We start from the raw sequence: 15,124 nt of genomic DNA on the forward strand, positions 1-15,124 counted from the left end.
ATTACCTAGTTATACAAGTGGTGACAAGGGAGATATGCGATGGCCGAGGCGAAAAACGACATCAAGGAAAGCGAAGAGTGGCAGAAGGCCGTCGCCTACGAGATTACCGACGCGGACATAGAGCGGCAGCGCAAGCTGTTGGGGTTCGACCAGGCGGCGAAGACGCGCGAATATATCCAGGTCGCGACCGAGGATAATATCCGCAACTTCGCGCACGGTATCGGCGACGACAACCCGCTCTATACCGATCCGCACTATGCTAAGAAGACCCGTTGGGGCAGCGTCATCGCGCCCGGGATGATGGCGGGCGTCATCAACCGGCCGATGCTGGGCGACCCCGTTCCCGACGAGATCAAGGCGCTCCGCAAGAGTCTGTTCAAGGGCATCCACGTCTTCGTGTCGGGCTCGCAATGGGATTTCTATCGCCCGATCTATCCGGGCGACACCATCTACAGCTTCAACGGCGACGAGACCTGCGAGGTCAAGCAGTCCGAATTCGCCGGGCGTTCGGTGATCGGCGTGCGCCGCGACGTGAAAATCAACCAGCGCGGCGAGGTCGTCGCGGTCTATCGCATCCTGCGCGTACTGACCGAGCGCAAGACCGCCGCCAAGAAGGGCAAATATTCATCGATCGAGCCCGCGACCTACACCGACGAGGAAATGCAGGCGATTGAGGATATCTATGCCGCCGAACGCGTCCAGGGCGCCGAAAAGCGCTGGTTCGAGAGCGTCGAGAAGGGTGATTCGCTGGGGCTGCAGGCCAAGGGCCCGCTGACCGTCACGGACGTGATCTGCTTCCATGCCGGCGGTTACGGCTTCGTGCCCTATGCGCCGACCGCGAACCGCCTCGCGCACAAGAACCGCCAGCGCATCCCGGCCTTCTATGTGAAGAATGAATATGGCATTCCCGACGTCGCGCAGCGGCTGCACTGGGACCCGACCTGGGCGCAGGCGATCGGCAATCCGATGGCCTATGACTATGGAGTCATGCGCGAAAATTACCTGTGGCAATATCTCAGCGACTGGGCCGGCGACGATGCGGTCATCACCCACATTCACGACGAGATCCGCAAGTTCAACTATATGGGCGACGTCCAGCGCGTGACCGGCGAAGTGCTCGCGAAACGGGAGGAGGGCGGCCAATGCTTCGTCGATGTGGCGGTGAAATTCACCAACCAGCGCGACGAGGAAACCGTGCGCGCGACCGCGACGATCGCATTGCCGAGCAAGTCCCGCCCGCTGCCGCTTTATCCCGCGGTGCCCGACGACCTCGCCGAAAAGGCAGTGCGCATGCTGGCGCGCCACCGCGAACTTGGCGGGGATTGATTCGCCCTCCATTCCCTTCGACAAGAACGGAACAGGGGAGGAATCCATGTCCGAAGTGCTGATCGACGATGATGCGGGGGTCCGCACCATCACCCTCAACCGGCCCGACCGGCTCAACGCGCTAACAAGCTCGATCATGGCGCCGCTCGCCGACGCCTGCGCCGACGCGGCGCGCGATGCGTCGGTCGGCTGCGTCGTCGTGACCGGCGCGGGCAGGGGGTTCTGCGCCGGCGGCGATCTCAAGGAAGGCGGCGCCGATAAGGCGGTCGTGCCCGCCAATTCCGACGTCGGAAGCCGCAACGAACAGAGCTTCGTCCGGCTGCGCGGGTTCATGGAAACTTCGCGCCTGCTCCACGAAATGCCCAAGCCGACGATCGCGATGGTCAACGGTCCGGTCGCGGGCGCGGGGATCGGCATCGCCGGGGCGTGCGACCTGCGCTTCGCCGGCAAGAGTGCGAGCTTCCTGACCGCCTTCGACCGCATCGGGGCGGGGGGCGATTTCGGATCGACCTGGTTCTGGACCAAGATCGTCGGCACCGGCTTGGCGCGCGAACTGTTCCTGCTCGGCGAGAAGCTCTCCGCCGAAGAGGCTTTTGCAAAAGGCATCTATACGCGCTTGTTCGACGACGAAGCGCTGCACGACGCGACGATGGCGGCGGCGCGGCGCCTCGCCGACGGTCCGCGCATGGGCTATCGCTATATGAAAACCAACCTCAACAATGCCGAAGACTGGGCGTTCGAGGCCGCGCTCGATGCCGAGGCGCTGAACATGGGCCTGTCGACAAGCGCGACCGCGATGATCTGGCGCGAGAAGAAGAAGGCCGAGAATCCGGATGGCTGATTTCATGCATATCCGCATCGATCGTCATGAGCAGGGCGTTGCGGCGGTGGTCGTCGCGCGGGCCGATATCGGCAACGCGTCGTCGCCCGAAATGCTCGGCGAGATTCGCGACGCCTTTGCCGCGCTCTCGGGTGAGCGCGACGTGCGCGCGATCATTTTCGCCGCCGAAGGAAAGCATTTCTCGGTCGGCGCCGATTTCGCGTTTCTGCAACGGCTGACGGGCATGTCGGCCAGCGAGATCAAGGACACGGTCTACGCGAACTTCCAGGGCGCGGCGCGGGCGATCTATCGCTGCCCAAAACCGACGCTCGCACTGGTGCAGGGGGCTGCGGTGACGGTTGGCTGCGAACTTGCACTCGCGTGCGATTTTCGTGTCGCTGCCGACAGCGCGATGTTCCAGGAAAGCTGGATCAAGCTCGGCATCATGCCGCCGCTCGGCGGAACCTTTCTGTTGCCCCGCATCGTGGGACTGGGCCGCGCGATGGAGATGTGCCTCCGCGGCAAGCAGGTGCGCGCCGAAGAGGCGCTTGCTATCGGACTGGTCAGCGAAGTCGTCGCGCGGGACGATCTGGATGCGCGCGGCATGACGTTGGCCCGCGAACTCGCGGCCTCGGCGCCGCTCGGCTATGCGACGGTCAAGCAATCGATCCAGCGCGCGCTTGAAAGCAGCATGGAAGCCGAATGGAAGGCGAACCTGCCGAACCAGGCGCTGCTCCTCGGCAGCCATGACCATCGCGAGGGGCTGGCCGCGGCGACCGAAAAGCGCGCGCCGCAGTTTCGCGGCGAATAGTCTCAATCGCGCGGGCGACCCGGCCCCACGAACACCGTCTGCGTTCCCTTGGCATAGACGCCGTCCTCGTCCGCGAAGATCGTCTGCGCCACCGCATGGCCGTTGCCCGCACCTTCGGTATGCGCGTCGAGCAGAAACCAGTCGCCACGAGGCATGCGCAGGAACTGCACCGAGATGTCGAGATTGGCATAGCTCCATTCATGCGCGTGCGTCGCGCTGCCGACACCATTGCCGAAATCGGCGAAGAGGCACGCCTTCACGAACGGCGACGTCGGAACGCCCGAAACGACCTCGCCATCCATTCGCATCCACGATACGCCGCGGCCGGGTTCACGGACCCGGCCCATGATCGGGCGCGTCTTGACTGCCCCTGCCATGCTGGCGCCAATGAGAAAATTATCCTCGGGCACGTCTGCGGGTGCCGGGTGCGGTTGGGGCGGCGGGAATTCGGGAGTGTCGAGGTGCCGCGCGCGAAGGACATGCGCCTGCGCGACGAGCTTGCCGCCCGCGATAAGTTCGATGCGGTGAAGCTGCGCCTGCCGCCCCTGCCGCACCGGCACGATGCGGGGTACCAGCAGCGTCCGCGGGACAATTCCCAAAATGTCGATCGTCAGGCGGCAGATCTCGAAATCGGGATCCAAGCCCGCATCCTCGACGATATGCCCGATCAGCGCCGCGATCGGCCCTCCCGCGACAGCGTCGGCGAACCAGGGATTGCGCGCGAGACCCGACGGGTCGAAACCTTCGCCATCGGCGATGAAATAATGCGGAACGGTAATCGTATCGAGGCTCATCAATCCCTCCTAATCAAGCTCGCGCAAGCGCACAACATATTTGACGTAGTTATATAACTCGGGCATAGGATTCGCCAGATTCGAGGGAGAGCGTGCGATGGACCTGAGCTATGGCGAGGCCGCCGAAGCCTTTCGCGCGGAGGTCCGCGCCTTTCTGTCGTCGCACTGGCCGCCCGCCGCGGACTTGCGCGGCGCCGATCTCAAGGCCTTCATCCGCGACTTCCGTGCCGCCGCAACCGAAGCGGGCTATCTCTATCGCGCGGTTCCGAAGCGTTATGGCGGGTCGGAGCAGCCGGTCGACGTGATCAAGGCGCAAGTGATCCGTGAGGAATTCGCCCGCGCCCGCGCGCCGATGGAGGTTGGCGGCAACGGCATGAACATGACGGTGCCGACGCTGCTCGAAAAGGGAACCGACGAGCAGAAGGAGCTCTTCATCCGCGGGACTGTCGAGGGCGATTATATCTGGGGACAGGGATATTCCGAGCCCGGATCGGGATCCGACCTGGCAAGCGTGCGGACCAAGGGCGAATTGTCTGCCGACGGCAGCAAGTGGATCATCAACGGCCAGAAGATCTGGACGTCGCAGGGGATGCAGTCGACGCACATGTTCATGCTCGTGCGCACCGAGCCCGACGCGCCGAAGCATGACGGCATCACCTATCTGCTCATCGACCTGAACCAGCCCGGTGTTACCCGGCGGCCGATCCGCCAGATGACGGGCGAGGAGGGCGATCACACCTTCTGCGAATTCTTCTTCGACAATGCCGAAACGCCGGTGTCGTGGCAGGTCGGCGAACGCGGGCAGGGCTGGTATGTCAGCCGCACGACGCTGAAGCATGAGCGCGCGAGCATCGGCAGCGCCGACGGACTCGGGCGCCAGTTCGCAAAGCTGGTCGAACTGGCAAAGGAAGTCGATCGTATCGGCGACCCAGTGATCCGCGACAAGCTCGCGCAGATCGAGGGTTTCGTCCTCTCGCACCGCTACACCAGCTTTCGCCTGTTCAGTTGCGCCGCGGCGGGCGAGGATCCGGGACCGGTGTCGCTGATGATGAAGCTGCTGCTCACCGAGATCGGGCATGAGATGGCACTTCTGGCGCAGGAACTGATCGGCGAACATGCCTTCATTGAACCCGCAGGGGCGGGCGGACGCGGTAATCGCGGGCCGCGCGGCCCCGAAAAATGGCTCGACCAGATCATGGGCAGCCTCGGCAATTCGATCGCCGGCGGCGCATCGAACATCCAGCGCAACATCATCGGCGAACGCGGCCTCGGCCTGCCGCGCGATATTGCGATGAGCGGGGAACGCTGACCGATGCATTTTCACCTGACCGAAGAACAGAAGGCGATCCAGGAAGCCGTGCGCGGCACGCTCGCCGACAGCTGGCCGATCGAGCGTATCCATGCCTTCGCCGACGGCGACGCCGATTTCGACCGCGCAAGCTGGGATGCGCTGATGGCGCTCGGCCTTGGCGGCATCTTGTTACCCGACAGCGGTATGGGGTTGCTCGACGCCGCGCTGGCCTGCGAGGTGGCGGGTGAGGCGGCGGCGGCAGGGCCGCTCATCGGCCAGCTCCTCGCCGTCGCGGCGGCTGCGGCGAGCGGCAGAGCCAATCTCGATGCCCTGGCGAGTGGCGAAGCCGTCGCGACGCTGGTGCACGGCGGCAGCGCGTTCGTCCCTTGCGCGCGCGCCGCCGATATCTTCCTGGTCGTCGACCGCGCCGCGGGCGTGCGGCTGGTGCCCGCGGGTGACGGCGTGACGATCGAAGCGGTCAGGGCCTCGGATCGCACGCGGCCGGTGTCGAAGGTCGCATTCGCCGAAGGCGCGGGCGCAATGCTGTTCGCCGCCGCCGATCCGATCACCGCGCGCCTTGCCGATGCGGCACTGGTGCTCTGCGCCGCCGACGCGCTCGGCGGCGCGCAGAAGGTCACCGACATGAGCGTCGCCTATGCCAAGGAGCGCGAGCAGTTCGGGCAGCCGGTCGGGCGCTTTCAGGCGCTGAAGCACCAACTCGCGCATATGGCGCTCGACGTCGAGCCCGCGCGGGCGCTCGTCTGGTACGCCGCCTATGCGTGGGATGCGGAGCTTCCCGATGCGCCTAGGGCTGCAGCGATGGCCAAAGCGCATCTGTGCGACGTCTATGTCCGCGCGACGCGCGCTGCGGTCGCCGCGCATGGCGGTATCGGCTACACATGGGAATATGGCCTCAATTACTGGTTCCGCCGCGCCTTGTTCGACCGTGCCTGGCTCGGCAGCCCGTCGGAGCATCGCGCGCGGGCGGCCGATCTGGCCAGCTGGTAAGCGGTGAACGCGCCGGACAGCCTGCAATTGGCGCCGGGGGTGCGGAGGCTGCGCCCCGACGATCATTTCATGATCCTGTCGGAGACCGACGCCTCGCCGATGCACGTCGGCGCGCTGATCATTCTCGACGTGCCGCTGGACGCGCAGGAAGGGCTGGCCGCCGTGCTCCGCCGCCAGCTTGCCGATCGGCTCCCGGCGACGCCGCTCCTCGTGCGCCTGCACGAAGCGCCCGACGGCTATGACAGCGACGTCTGGGCCGATATCGCGCGCGCCGATCTCGAAATGCTCGTCGCCGTCGAACCGCACGACGGCGCCTGGAGCGAGGCCGAGCTTTACGACGCGGTCGCGTCACTCAACATGCGGCGGCTCGACCTGTCGGGGCCGCCCTTCGCGGCCCATGTCTTCGAACAACTCGCGGCCGGCGGCAGCGCAATCTATCTCAAGGTTCATCACAGCGTTGCCGATGGCATCGGGTTTCAGGCCATCCTCGGCCTGCTCAGCGACGCGGCGCCGCCAGCAACCGCGCGCTTCGCCGATGCGCGACTGCCCGAGCCCGAAAAATGGTGTCAGCGTGCCGAGGCACGCTTTGCGACCGAGGCCGATTTGCGCGCCGGCCAAGCCGCGCGCCGCAAGGAGGCGCTCGCCGCGCTCGAAGCGTTCAAGGACGATCGCGAACCGACGCCGGAGCTCAAAATGTCGGGGCCAACCTCGGACCGGCGCCGCTATACGACGATCAGCATGCCGCTCGCGCGGGTGAAAGCGGCAGGCGCCAAACTCGACGCGACCGTCAACGACATTTTCCTGACGCTCGCCAGCACCGCGCTGCGCAATTATCTGATCGAGATCGATGATCTCCCCGCAACCCCGCTGGTGGTCAATTCGGCGCGTTCGTACCGCCGCGACGCGCACGGGACGTTCGGCAACCGCATTGTCGCCCTGCATCCGCACCTCGCGACGCATCTCCCCGATCCGGTCGAGCGGCTTCGCGCAATCCAGGCGTCGATGGCATCCGAGATGCAGCGCACCGGCCATGACGAGGCGCTTCTCGACGCCGCCGAGAAGCCTTTTGGCGCGCGCGACCGCCGCGCCGCCTTCGCCGAGCGCATGGCGGGCGGCAAGCGGCTGCTTCCCGGCAATCTGACGCTGTCGAACGTCCCCGGCCCCGCGGAAGCACGCAGCTATGCCGGCTTTCGCCAACTTCATAATTACCCCGTCCCGATTATCGGCTCGGGCCGCTTTCTCAACATCACGTCGCGGCGCAGCGGCGACAATCTCGACATGGGTGTCATCGCCGATGCCGCGAAGATCGCCGACGTCGGCCGCATCGCCGCGCTCTTCACCGCCGCTCTCGACGAACTGGAGTCTCTTGCATGACCGACGACCTCGCCTTCAAGCCCGAGGACGACCGCTACCACCAGCTGTCCGACGATCCTTACGAGACCGAAACCAACTGGTGGTCGTTCAGCATCCCCGAACGCAAGATCGGCTGCTGGATCCACGCGCCCTATTATCCCAACCGCAAGAGCGTCACTTGGCGTATCTTCGCGTGGGACGACGAGGGGTATGACCAGGCGCGCATGGCCTATTATCGCAAGGTCGAGGAAGCGCCGATGCCCGATGCGCCCGATCTCACCGACATCGTCTTTCCGGGCGACAAAAACGGCGGCGGCTACAGCCTCAAGATGCTCGAACCGGGCATGAAATATCACCTCCAGTATGAGGACCCGGCGCGCGGCTTCGCGCTCGACTTCACGCACACGGGTCTCCACGAACCACACCGCTTCCCACCGGGCAAGCCGCCCTTCATGGCGACCCCACATTACGACCAGCTCGGCCATGTCGAGGGCTGGATGACGCTGCGCGGCGAGCGCATCCGCATCGACGGGATCGGCGTGCGCGACCGCACCTGGGGCCCTCGCGGCGGGCCTTATGCCGCGAGCCCCAAAGTCTATGCGAACGACATGGAGCGGGTGAAGCATCCCGGCGGCGCGCGCTGGCGCGAGATCGAGCGCGAACGCGGGCGCGGGCGCATCCAATATATCTTCGGCCATCGCCGCGACGGCACCGGCTTCCTCGGCTTCGTGCGCGTACAGGATGGCGGCGCCGACGGCTGGGCGCCGATGAACGCCGGCTGGATCCGCCGCGACGGCACCTTCGGCAGCCTCGATCCCGTCCGATCGCGGATGCGCACCTTCCGCAGCCCCAAGACCGGCTGGAGCACGCATATGCAGGTCGAACTCGTCGACGAGCTGGGCCGCGAAATGGTCAGCGAGGGTTTCGTCGTCAGCACGATGAGCGAAGCGGGATATGGCGTGAACCAGCTGATGCGCTGGGACATTGACGGCGGGATCGGCTGGGGCGAGGATCAGGATGTGTGGAATCCGCAGCACTATACGCGCATGCTCGACGCATTGAAGGCGACCGCTTGACCGCGATGCTGTCGAATCTTGTGCTGCCGCTTATGTGCGCCCCGATGAGCTTCGCCTCGTCGGTGCCGCTCGCGGTGGCCTGTTGCCGTGCCGGGGTGATCGGGGGTTGGCAGGGCGGTACCGTCACGTCCTTTGCCGAGTTCGAGGCCTATCTGAAGGCGCTGGCCGCCGTGGGCGGTGCGCCGCCGATCGTCAATATGCCCGCCCGCTGGGGAACCGATCCGAAGGCCGCGGACCGGCTCGATCTGCTCGAACGATACCGCGTGCCCCTTGTGCTCTCGAGCCTCGGCGATCCCTCGGCGCTCGTCGCGCGCGTGCACGGTTGGGGCGGGCGTGTCGTCCATGACGTGACGACGATGAAGCATGCCGAAAAGGCGATCGCCGCGGGTGCCGACGGGCTGATGCTGACTTGCGCCGGAGCAGGCGGGCATACCGGCTTTCTGACGCCGATGGCGTTCGTCCCCGCGGTGCGACGCATCTTCGACGGGCTGCTGATCGTCGCGGGCGGCATCGCCGACGCGTATGGCATTGCTGCGTCGCTCGCGCTCGGCGGCGACATTGCCTGCATGGGTACCCGCTTCATCGCAACGCCCGAAAGCGGCGTCGTCGAGGGGCATCGCGCGATGATCCCCACGGTGGGCGCCGACGATATCGTCGCATCGGCCGCGATGAACGGCGTCCCGGCGCACTGGATGCGCCAGTCGATCGAAGCGGTCGGTCTCGACGCCAAGGCGCTGCCCGCCGTGCGTTCGCCGATGCCCGAGGGCGTCATGCCGTGGCGCGACATCTGGAGCGCCGGGCAAAGCGCGGGGCTGATCGACGCAGTCGAGCCGGTCGCCGATCTCGTCGCGCGCTTGACGAGGGATTTCGACGCGCTGCCTGCGGTGCCCGACTGGCGCGGGCGCCTTTCCGGCCTGACACGCGGCTGGGGCTAATCCATCGTCAGCACGATCCGTCCCGCACTTTTTCCCGCCGCCGCATCCTCCATCGCCGCCTGAAAGTCCGCGAGCGCATAGCTTCGCGCAATCGCAGGCCTCAGTATGCCTTCCACTGCCAGCCCAAACACCGCATCGCGATTGGCGGCGCTTTTTTCGGGCTCGAAGATTCCGAACTGGCGAATGTCGACTCCGATCAGGCTGGCGCCTTTGAGCAATGGCAGGTTGGTGCGCAGCGACGCGATCCCCGCTGGGAATCCGATCACCAGATGCCGGCCGTTCCACGCCAGCGACCGAAACGCCGGCTCGGTCACCTCGCCGCCGACCGGATCGAAGACGACATCGACTCCCTGGCCGCCGTTCGCCGCCCTGACCTGATCGCGCCAGTCGTCGGCGCGTGCATCGATCACCGCATCGGCGCCGCCCGCGGCCGCGAGTGCGCGCTTGCTTTCGCTCGACGCCGATCCGATCACGCGCGCGCCCAGATATTTGCCGATCTGCACCGCCGCATAGCCGGTTGCGCCCCCCGCGCCGAGGACGAGGAGCGTCTCGCCCGCCTGGAGCCGCCCGCGGTCGACGAGCGCGTGCCAGGCCGTCGCGTAGCTCACCGGGAACACGGCAGCTTCCTCGAACGACAGTGCCTGCGGCATCGAGCGTATCGTGCGAGCGGGCAGGTTTACAGCGTTGGCGAACATGCCGCCCCAGCCGCTCCCGACAACCCTGTCGCCCACCGCGAAATCGCGCACCTCGTCGCCGGTCGCGTCGACAACCCCCGCGCATTCGCTGCCGGGGATATAAGGGACCGGCGGTTTCACCTGATAGCCACCGGCGGCGGTCAGCACATCGACGAAGCTGATCCCCGCCGCTCGGACGGAAATGCGGACTTGCGTCGGCGAAGGCGGCCCCGGGTCATGATCGACAAGCCGATAGGCGTCGGGCGGTCCCAGTTCGTCCGCCATGACGGCGCGGCGAATGGCTGTTGGCAGGATCGTCATAGGACACCTCTTGTCACGCGAATATAAGAAGTATAACTAGGTTAGATAAGTATAGGAAGGGGTAGGCTGATGGGTTTCAAGACGCGGATCACCGAAATGCTGGGGATCGAACATCCGATCGTTCAGGGCGGGATGCAGGCGGTCGGCACCGCCGACATGGCGAGCGCGGTATCGAACGCCGGCGGGCTCGGCATCATTACCGCGCTGACCCAACCGAGTCCCCAAGCGCTGCGTGACGAGATCGAGCGTTGCCGATCGCTTACCGACAAGCCGTTCGGCGTCAACCTGACGGTCTTTCCAACGATTAACTCGCCCGATTACAACGCTTACGCCGATGCGGTGGTCGAGAGCGGCGTCAAGATCATGGAGACCGCCGGCACCCCGGCGGTCCGCGAGATCTGGGCACGGGTAAAGCCGCACGGTGTCACCATCCTCCACAAATGCACCGCGGTGCGCCACGCACTGTCGGCCGAGAAAGCTGGCTGCGACATCATCTCGATCGACGGCTTTGAATGCGCAGGGCATCCGGGGGAAGACGATATCCCCGGCCTGATCCTGATTCCGGCGGCGGCCGACAAGGTGAAGATCCCGATGCTTGCATCGGGCGGTTTCGGCGACGGCCGCGGTTTGATCGCCGCGCTCAGTCTCGGCGCCGAGGGCATCAACATGGGCACGCGTTTCTGTGCGACCAGAGAAGCGCCCGTGCATGACAATGTGAAGCAGGCCTATGTCGACAACGACGAGCGCGGCAGCTTCCTGATCTTCCGCAATTTCAAGAACACCGCGCGCGTCGGCAAAAGCGAAGTCAGCGAAGAGGTCGTTCGCCGCCTGTCGCAGCCCGATGCGAAATTCGGCGATGTCCAGGAACTGGTCGCCGGCACGGCGGGACGCGAGTTGCTGCGGACCGGCGATCTCAGCAAGGGCGTCTTCTGGGCGGGCATGGTCCAGGGACTGATCCATGATATCCCGACCTGTCAGGAACTGATCGACCGCATAATCGGCGAAGCCGAAGCGATCCTCGATCAGCGGCTCGCGGGCTTCCGGCGCTGATGGCCGCCGCCGAACTGATCGGCTATCGCCCGCAGCATGGCTGGCGCGACCGCGCGCAGCCCTAACGCTGCCCACCGTCGACGCGCAGCAGCGCGCCGGTGGTGTAGGATGAAGCCGGACTCGCGAGCATCAGCGCGGCAGTGACGATCTCGGGCGGATTGCCCGGACGGCCCAGCGCGACAGGCTGCTTCTCGCGCTTCTTCGCGTCCCAGGCGTCGGCGATATCGGTCAGGAACGGCCCTGCCGAAATGGTGTTCACGCGTACTTTCGGGCCATATTCGCGGCTGAGCGATACAGTCATCGCGTTGAGCGCCGCCTTCGCCGCGCCATAAGGGACTACGCCGGGCAACGCCATCAGCGCGCCCGTCGAGCTGATGTTGATGATCGCCCCGCCGTCGCCGTCGGCCATGCGCTTGCCGATCTGGCTGGCGAGGCGGAATGGGCCCTTGAAATTGAGGTTCATCACGCTGTCGAACAGGCTTTCGGGCATGTCGTGGCTCGGCATCGGCGGCGACATGCCGGCGTTGTTCACCAGCACATCGACGCGGCCGAACTCGGCGTAGGCGGCATCGATCAGGGCGTCGCACTCGGCCCATTTGCCGACATGCGCGGCAAAGGGCAGCGCGCGGCGCCCGAGCGCGCGGCACTCGGCGGCGACCGCCTCGCAATTGTCGAGCTTGCGGCTCGCGACGATGATATCGGCGCCGCGCTCCGCAAAGGCCTTGACCATCTGATAGCCGAGCCCGCGCGAACCGCCGGTGACGAGGATGATTTTCCCGGTGAAATCGAACAGCGGGTCGGGGATCATGCCGCGCTCCTTTGCTTCAGGGCGGCGAGCCGCGTCGGGATATGCTCGCTCGGGAACAACCCCGCCGCGGGCTTGGCGTTCTTCAGATGCGCCTTCGCAACCTGCGCCTTGTGCACTTCGGTCGGACCGTCGGCGAGCGCGAGGCTGGGCAGCCCCATCCACATGTCGGCAAGCGGCGTTTCGAGCGTCACCCCCAGGCTGCCGTGCAGCTGGATCGCGCGCTGGACGATGTCGTGATAGACCTTCGCCATCTGCACCTTGCACATCGCGATATGTGTGCGGGCGGCGCCATGCGGCTCATTGTCGATGATCCACGCGGTCTTGAGCACGAGCAGGCGGAACTGTTCGAGCTCGATGATCGAATCGGCGATCGCCCCCTGCACGAACTGGTGTTCGCTCAATTGCTTGCCCTGCGTCCGCCGCGACACTGCGCGTTCGAGCATCATGTCGATCGCGCGCTGGCATTTGCCAACGGTGCGCATCGCATGGTGGACGCGCCCGCCGCCGAGCCGCGCCTGCGCCACCTTGAACCCTTCGCCGGGCCCGCCGAGCATCGCGTCGAGCGGAACGCGAACTTTGTTATAGCGGATATAGGCGTGGGTTCCGTCGTCCGCGCCCTTGCTGTCGCCCATCGTTTGCGAATGGCGAACGAATTCGATTCCCGGCGTGTCGGTCGGCACGATCAGCATCGACATCCGGCTATGCGGCGGGTTTTTGGGATTGGTCACTACCATGACGATCAGGAAGGCGGCGTAGCGCGCGTTCGAGGAGAACCATTTCTCGCCCTCGATCACCCATTCGTCGCCGTCCTGATACGCACGACAGGTGAATTCCTTGGGATCGGCGCCGGCTTGCGGCTCGGTCATCGAAAAGGTCGAGACGATCGTGCCCGCCATTAGCGGTTCCAGGAAACGGGCCTTCTGCTCGCCGGTGCCGAACATCGCGAGGATTTCGCTGTTTCCGGTGTCGGGCGCGGCGGTGCCGAATATCGTCGGCGCCCAATAGCTGCGCCCGAGGATTTCGTTCATCAACGCGAGCGTCAGCTGGCCATGGCCCGGCCCCCCCAAGTCGGCGCCAAGATGGCAAGCCCACAACCCCTGCGCTTTCACCTGCTCCTGCAGCGGCGCCATATAGGCGCGCGATTCCTTGTTCGCGACGTCATAGGGCGCCCCGTGGCCGGGAAAGAGGATATCCATCGGCTCGCATTCGTCGCGGACAAAGCGTGCCATCCAGTCGAGCTTCGCCTGCAATTCGGGTTCGATGCGGAAATCGATCATGGACTGTCCTCGGTTAGCCGATCAGGCGGATGAGTTTTTCGGCTTCGGCGAAATTGCCGCGCACCAGCCGGTCGAAGAAGCGGCCGGTTTCGGCGCTCAAAATGCCCTTGGCCGCCTGCGCGACCTTATATTCGAGGATGCAGCCGCCCTTGAACATCGCGAGCACGAGATAATAATCGAAGCTCGCCATGCTGCGCCCGGTGCCCGTGGCATAGTGCGCCATCAATTCCTGCCGCGTCGGCCAGTCGCCGACATTGTATAGCGCCTTTTCGGGCACATGGCCCGGGAAACGATCGTCGCGAATGCCGTTGCAAAACCAGGCAAGGTCGAGCAGCGGGTCGGCGATCGTCGACAGCTCCCAGTCGATCAATGCGGTCAGGCGGCACGGCGGATCGAAGGCGAACAGGGCGTTGGGCGTGCCGACGTCGCCGTGAATGATTCCCGGCCGGAAGTCGTCCGGGATATTGGCGCGCAGCCAGTCGCGAGCGAGCGCATAGCCTGGCAGTTCGCGCCATTCATGGTCATAGAGCTGTTTGTAGCTCCTGATCTGCCCTTCCCAGCGATCGACCTGCCGCTCGAGAAAATTGTCGGGGCGCCCGAAGTCCTCAAGGCCCACCGCCTTGTAATCGACATTGGCGAGCGCGATCAGCCCGTCGACCATCGCGTAGGGCACCTCGCGCGCATGCGGCGGTTTGTCGAAGGGCGGGCGGTCGTGGATTTTCCCGCCGCTAAGGTCAGCCGGCCAGCCCTCGACGAGATCCATGACGTAGAAGGGCGCGCCGATCACGCCGGCATCGGCGCAGCTGCCGTGACAATAGGGGTGCGGGACATCGGTTCCGCGGAGCGCGGTGAGTACCCGCGCCTCGCGCATCACGCTCTTCTCGCTGCCCGGCGGCGGCACCGCGGGCGGGCGGCGGAGGATCAGCGTATCGCCGCCGCGGTTCAGCGACAGGATGACGTTCGACGTGCCGCCGTGGATTTTCTTTGCCGTCAACGGACCGGCGCCGAGCGACGGAATATGCGCGTCGAGCCACGGCGTCAGCCGTTCGGGATCGGCGAGCGCCGCGACATCGTCCTTCATTCGTCGCGCTCCCGCAAATAGGCCTCGATACCGGCGCGGATCGCGTGCAGCTGGCTCGCCGCCGCAGCGAAGGTCGCGCTGTCGATCCGCGCCAGCAATGCGTTGGTGACGGCCTGAGCACGCTGATGGTCGACCGCCTTGAGCGTGCGGCCGGCGTCGGTCGCGACGATCAGCGAGGCGCGCTTGTGATCGGGGTTGTCGGCGAAAGCGACGAGGCCCAGTTCGGCGAGCCGGTTGGCGGCGCGCTGCACGACCTGCCGCGGATGGCCGAGGCTGCGACCGATCTGCGCCACCGTCGGCGCGTCGGCGGCGTTGACGACGGCGGTGAGCACGGTGAGCTCCATTTCGGCAAGCCCGCTTTCGGCGCGGGTATCCGCGTACAGCGCGCGCATCCGGCCGCGCAATCGCGCGACCTCGTCGGCGAATCGTTCGAAATCGGTGAAGCGCTGTGCGATCATGACACTCAGATGTCAAAATGACATCATAGTGTCAATATTAA

General features: G+C 65.6%; 15 protein-coding genes. 9 read left to right on the forward strand and 6 right to left on the reverse strand.

The window, feature by feature from the left end; translation table 11 throughout:
• Positions 1-39: 39 nt before the first annotated feature.
• From QOL79_RS04135 to QOL79_RS04145, 3 genes are read left to right on the forward strand one after another with little or no spacing between them, the layout of a single operon-like run.
• Positions 40-1,326 (forward strand): FAS1-like dehydratase domain-containing protein, encoded by a 1,287-nt coding sequence (locus QOL79_RS04135; RefSeq protein WP_283418722.1) that lies wholly within the window; start codon positions 40-42, stop codon positions 1,324-1,326.
• Between the two features lie 46 nt (positions 1,327-1,372).
• Entirely contained in the window at positions 1,373-2,167 is a 795-nt protein-coding gene (locus QOL79_RS04140) for an enoyl-CoA hydratase-related protein (protein WP_283418723.1), read from the forward strand.
• Positions 2,160-2,957, forward strand: coding sequence for an enoyl-CoA hydratase/isomerase family protein (locus QOL79_RS04145; RefSeq protein ID WP_283418724.1), 798 nt, complete (start codon positions 2,160-2,162; stop codon positions 2,955-2,957). The genes QOL79_RS04140 and QOL79_RS04145 overlap by 8 nt, the downstream gene beginning before the upstream one ends.
• 2 nt (positions 2,958-2,959) lie before the next feature.
• On the opposite strand, the gene QOL79_RS04150 is transcribed toward QOL79_RS04145, so the two are convergent.
• Positions 2,960-3,751, reverse strand: coding sequence for an acyl-CoA thioesterase domain-containing protein (locus tag QOL79_RS04150; protein ID WP_283418725.1), 792 nt, complete (start codon positions 3,749-3,751; stop codon positions 2,960-2,962).
• Positions 3,752-3,848: 97 nt separating this feature from the next.
• On the opposite strand from QOL79_RS04150, the gene QOL79_RS04155 reads away from it, so the two are divergent.
• Genes QOL79_RS04155 through QOL79_RS04175 form a run of 5 tightly spaced genes read left to right on the forward strand, consistent with a single transcriptional unit; the run spans position 3,849 to position 9,414 of the window.
• Entirely contained in the window at positions 3,849-5,060 is a 1,212-nt protein-coding gene (locus QOL79_RS04155) for an acyl-CoA dehydrogenase family protein (protein ID WP_283418726.1), read from the forward strand.
• Positions 5,061-5,063: 3 nt separating this feature from the next.
• On the forward strand, positions 5,064-6,050 hold the full coding sequence (locus QOL79_RS04160) for an acyl-CoA dehydrogenase family protein (protein ID WP_283418727.1): 987 nt from the start codon (positions 5,064-5,066) through the stop codon (positions 6,048-6,050).
• Positions 6,051-6,053: 3 nt separating this feature from the next.
• Entirely contained in the window at positions 6,054-7,424 is a 1,371-nt protein-coding gene (locus tag QOL79_RS04165; RefSeq protein WP_283418728.1) for a wax ester/triacylglycerol synthase domain-containing protein, read from the forward strand.
• Complete coding sequence (locus tag QOL79_RS04170; protein ID WP_283418729.1) at positions 7,421-8,479, forward strand: DUF7064 domain-containing protein; 1,059 nt, start codon at positions 7,421-7,423, stop codon at positions 8,477-8,479. Before QOL79_RS04165 ends, QOL79_RS04170 begins: the two co-directional genes overlap by 4 nt.
• 5 nt (positions 8,480-8,484) lie before the next feature.
• Positions 8,485-9,414: an NAD(P)H-dependent flavin oxidoreductase gene (locus tag QOL79_RS04175; RefSeq protein ID WP_283419038.1), complete on the forward strand. Its 930-nt coding sequence runs from the start codon at positions 8,485-8,487 to the stop codon at positions 9,412-9,414.
• Here QOL79_RS04175 and QOL79_RS04180 read toward each other — a convergent pair.
• Positions 9,411-10,409 carry an NADPH:quinone oxidoreductase family protein gene (locus QOL79_RS04180; RefSeq protein WP_283418730.1) on the reverse strand — a complete coding sequence of 333 codons (999 nt, stop codon included), beginning with the start codon at positions 10,407-10,409 and terminating at the stop codon, positions 9,411-9,413. The two genes, QOL79_RS04175 and QOL79_RS04180, sit on opposite strands and share 4 nt — an antisense overlap.
• 69 nt (positions 10,410-10,478) lie before the next feature.
• Between QOL79_RS04180 and QOL79_RS04185 the strand changes: the two genes are divergently transcribed.
• Entirely contained in the window at positions 10,479-11,459 is a 981-nt protein-coding gene (locus QOL79_RS04185) for an NAD(P)H-dependent flavin oxidoreductase (RefSeq protein ID WP_283418731.1), read from the forward strand.
• Positions 11,460-11,520: 61 nt separating this feature from the next.
• Here QOL79_RS04185 and QOL79_RS04190 read toward each other — a convergent pair whose 3' ends face one another.
• Genes QOL79_RS04190 through QOL79_RS04205 form a run of 4 tightly spaced genes read right to left on the reverse strand, consistent with a single transcriptional unit; the run spans position 11,521 to position 15,083 of the window.
• A complete protein-coding gene (locus QOL79_RS04190; protein WP_058454048.1) occupies positions 11,521-12,267 on the reverse strand; it encodes an SDR family NAD(P)-dependent oxidoreductase in 747 nt (248 codons plus the stop codon).
• Positions 12,264-13,544 carry an acyl-CoA dehydrogenase family protein gene (locus tag QOL79_RS04195; RefSeq protein ID WP_283418732.1) on the reverse strand — a complete coding sequence of 427 codons (1,281 nt, stop codon included), beginning with the start codon at positions 13,542-13,544 and terminating at the stop codon, positions 12,264-12,266. Before QOL79_RS04195 ends, QOL79_RS04190 begins: the two co-directional genes overlap by 4 nt.
• Before the next feature lie 13 nt (positions 13,545-13,557).
• Complete coding sequence (locus tag QOL79_RS04200; RefSeq protein WP_283418733.1) at positions 13,558-14,625, reverse strand: phosphotransferase family protein; 1,068 nt, start codon at positions 14,623-14,625, stop codon at positions 13,558-13,560.
• Positions 14,622-15,083, reverse strand: coding sequence for a MarR family winged helix-turn-helix transcriptional regulator (locus tag QOL79_RS04205; protein WP_283418734.1), 462 nt, complete (start codon positions 15,081-15,083; stop codon positions 14,622-14,624). The genes QOL79_RS04200 and QOL79_RS04205 overlap by 4 nt, the downstream gene beginning before the upstream one ends.
• Between the last annotated feature and the right edge of the window lie 41 nt (positions 15,084-15,124).

This window comes from Sphingopyxis sp. Geo48 (assembly GCF_949769155.1).
GTDB lineage: Bacteria > Pseudomonadota > Alphaproteobacteria > Sphingomonadales > Sphingomonadaceae > Sphingopyxis.

Coding starts and splice junctions, on each gene's coding strand:
- QOL79_RS04200 (WP_283418733.1), bottom strand. CDS start 14,625: ATGAAGGACGATGTCGCGGCGCTCGCCGATCCCGAACGGCTGACGCCG.
- QOL79_RS04155 (WP_283418726.1), top strand. CDS start 3,849: ATGGACCTGAGCTATGGCGAGGCCGCCGAAGCCTTTCGCGCGGAGGTC.
- QOL79_RS04195 (WP_283418732.1), bottom strand. CDS start 13,544: ATGATCGATTTCCGCATCGAACCCGAATTGCAGGCGAAGCTCGACTGG.
- QOL79_RS04145 (WP_283418724.1), top strand. CDS start 2,160: ATGGCTGATTTCATGCATATCCGCATCGATCGTCATGAGCAGGGCGTT.
- QOL79_RS04180 (WP_283418730.1), bottom strand. CDS start 10,409: ATGACGATCCTGCCAACAGCCATTCGCCGCGCCGTCATGGCGGACGAA.
- QOL79_RS04150 (WP_283418725.1), bottom strand. CDS start 3,751: ATGAGCCTCGATACGATTACCGTTCCGCATTATTTCATCGCCGATGGC.
- QOL79_RS04170 (WP_283418729.1), top strand. CDS start 7,421: ATGACCGACGACCTCGCCTTCAAGCCCGAGGACGACCGCTACCACCAG.
- QOL79_RS04140 (WP_283418723.1), top strand. CDS start 1,373: ATGTCCGAAGTGCTGATCGACGATGATGCGGGGGTCCGCACCATCACC.
- QOL79_RS04190 (WP_058454048.1), bottom strand. CDS start 12,267: ATGATCCCCGACCCGCTGTTCGATTTCACCGGGAAAATCATCCTCGTC.
- QOL79_RS04135 (WP_283418722.1), top strand. CDS start 40: ATGGCCGAGGCGAAAAACGACATCAAGGAAAGCGAAGAGTGGCAGAAG.
- QOL79_RS04175 (WP_283419038.1), top strand. CDS start 8,485: ATGCTGTCGAATCTTGTGCTGCCGCTTATGTGCGCCCCGATGAGCTTC.
- QOL79_RS04185 (WP_283418731.1), top strand. CDS start 10,479: ATGGGTTTCAAGACGCGGATCACCGAAATGCTGGGGATCGAACATCCG.
- QOL79_RS04205 (WP_283418734.1), bottom strand. CDS start 15,083: ATGATCGCACAGCGCTTCACCGATTTCGAACGATTCGCCGACGAGGTC.
- QOL79_RS04160 (WP_283418727.1), top strand. CDS start 5,064: ATGCATTTTCACCTGACCGAAGAACAGAAGGCGATCCAGGAAGCCGTG.